Raw genomic sequence first — 2,113 nt, 5'->3', positions numbered from 1 at the left:
GCACTTCTTCGAGGCCCTGCACCTCGATGACCTGGGCGCGGATGCCGCTGCGGGGTGTTGCGACGCTCCCCCCCAAGGCAGCCACGCCCAGGCGCTTCCCTTTCAGTGCCTTCGGGAAGACGACCTCGGCCACTTCCTTTTCTCCGCGTTCCCAATGCGGCACGGTCACCTCTTGTAAGCGCACCTCTTCCAGGCCGAGTTGCTGCATGGTGCGCTCCGCCCAGCGGATCGCCTGCATGCTTGCGGGCGAGCCCACCAGGCGCGGCCCTATCGCCGCGAGCTGGCGGAGCAGGTGGTACCCCACGGTGTCACTGAGCGCCCTGCGCACTATTTCCTGCGCCACCTCCACATGGCGCGCGTTCACCTCCCCAGAAAATCCCGCACCGACCTGCCCTATGACTCCATGGGTGACAAGCAAAACAAGCAGTACCACCGCTCTTCTCATCGCCTTCTCCTCGCTGCACCGTTTTGCAGAAACAGCCCAGAACCTTTAGGACCGACTCAGCCCCGTGCATACCCGCCAACAAAGGGCAACCTCGGGGAGTGCCCGAGCTGATGGATGTCCCCAGCTGCCTGGGCGCCAACAACGCGCGCCCTCAGCTTCACTCCTGTAAGTGGCTTAGAACCGCGGGCCCAAAGAGCAGAGATGGAAACAAGAACAGAACCCCTGCAGCTCACCTCCAGAATTGCCACCACTTCCTGCCTGCGCTCCGACTCGCTTCGCCATCCGAGGATGCCTGCCCGGCAAGGGGGGTGGCGCGCAGCGGCACCAGCCCAGTTTCCCACCAGTACGCGGCGTCCTTCGCTGCCACCTCCAGGTCAATGCCCCTCTTCCTTGCGCCCTGTTCGCACATCAGGATTGGAGCAAAGACGCCGGAACCCGCAAAAATCATCGCGCCCATCTCGTCCTGGAGACGTTGAATCTTGAGGCGCGCCTCCTCCTCGGTGAGACAGTCCTTGCGGAACTCCACGACCTGCTCGGAGACGTAGACGTAGCCCTTGCCCCGGGGGATCACTGCCCCTGGTATGCCGCACGGGCACGCGTCGTCGGAGCAGTACGCATGGTCGCGATCGTTACCCGAAACCTGCATGTAGCGCATGGCCGGGTCCTCCTTTGCCTGAATGAGCAACCGTCCCCTGGGATGCACGCCCTTGGCGCGTAGAGCGTCTCCACGTCGGACTTGCCGCCGGGCGAAAATTTCCGTTGACTTTTAAGTTTTTTTTGTGTAAATATGCCGCTGAACGCGGTTCAGGAGTCGCTCGTGAAAGAAAGAGAACGCTTACGGAGGCCTTATGATCCTTCACCACGAGTTTATCAAGAACGCAAAGAGGCTCGGCGGTAAGATGGCGATCGTCGACCGCACCACCGACAAGCGGGTGACGTATTCCAAAGCCCTCATCGCCTCTCTCATCCTCGCGAAAAAGTTCAAAAAGTACCCTGAGGGCTTCATCGGGATCATGATTCCCACCTCTGCCGGCTCATTTCTGGCGACCTTAGGAGTGCTCATGGCTGGCAAGACGCCGGTCATGATCAACTATTCCACGGGCGCAGCGGATAACTGCGAATACGCCCAAAACAAGTGTGGCTTCAAGACCATCATCACCTCGCGGGCGCTCCTGGAGCGCATCCGCTGTCCGGTCGTCTCGGGTATGGTCTTCATTGAGGACCTCATGGCAACCATCGGCACGGCTGACAAGCTGAGCGCCGCCCTGCGCGCCAAACTCCCCGCCGGCGCCATCATCCGTTCCCTCCCGCCCACCGACGTGGACGACAATGTGGCAATTCTTTTCACCAGCGGCAGCGAGAAGGAACCCAAAGCGGTGCAGCTCACGCACCGCAACATCGGTGCCAACATCCGCGACGTCCGGGAGGTGTTCGACCTGCGCGAAGAGGACAGCGTCATGGCCATCTTGCCGCTCTTCCATGTGTTCGGCTACACCGTCGACTTCTGGCTACCCTTGATAGTCGGCATGACTGCCGTGACCTGCGCCAACCCCTTGGACTACAAGAACATCCCCGTCTACATCCGCGAAGAAAAGGTAACGATGATAGCTGCCACGCCCATCTTCTTCGCCGGCTACCTGCGCGAGTCAAAGCCTGGCGACTTTGAGA

Annotated in this window: 3 protein-coding genes; 1 reads left to right on the top strand and 2 read right to left on the bottom strand. The window is 60.9% G+C overall.

Annotated elements, in window-relative coordinates; all coding sequences use genetic code 11:
- A partial coding sequence (locus H5U38_13925) for a peptidase M28 family protein (protein ID MBC7188119.1) occupies window positions 1–445 on the bottom strand: 445 nt, incomplete at its 3' end.
- Window positions 446–674: 229 nt separating this feature from the next.
- On the bottom strand, window positions 675–1,100 hold the full coding sequence (locus H5U38_13920) for a hypothetical protein (protein MBC7188118.1): 426 nt from the start codon (window positions 1,098–1,100) through the stop codon (window positions 675–677).
- Window positions 1,101–1,293: 193 nt separating this feature from the next.
- Between H5U38_13920 and H5U38_13915 the strand changes: the two genes are divergently transcribed.
- Window positions 1,294–2,113 (top strand): AMP-binding protein (locus H5U38_13915; GenBank protein MBC7188117.1); only part of this gene is annotated, 820 nt, incomplete at its 3' end.

The organism is Calditrichota bacterium, from assembly GCA_014359355.1.
Classification (GTDB): Bacteria; Zhuqueibacterota; Zhuqueibacteria; order JANLFK01; family Oleimicrobiaceae; genus Oleimicrobium.
Note: the sequence above shows the minus strand (reverse complement) of the source record. Positions and strands in the feature narration are given on the sequence as shown.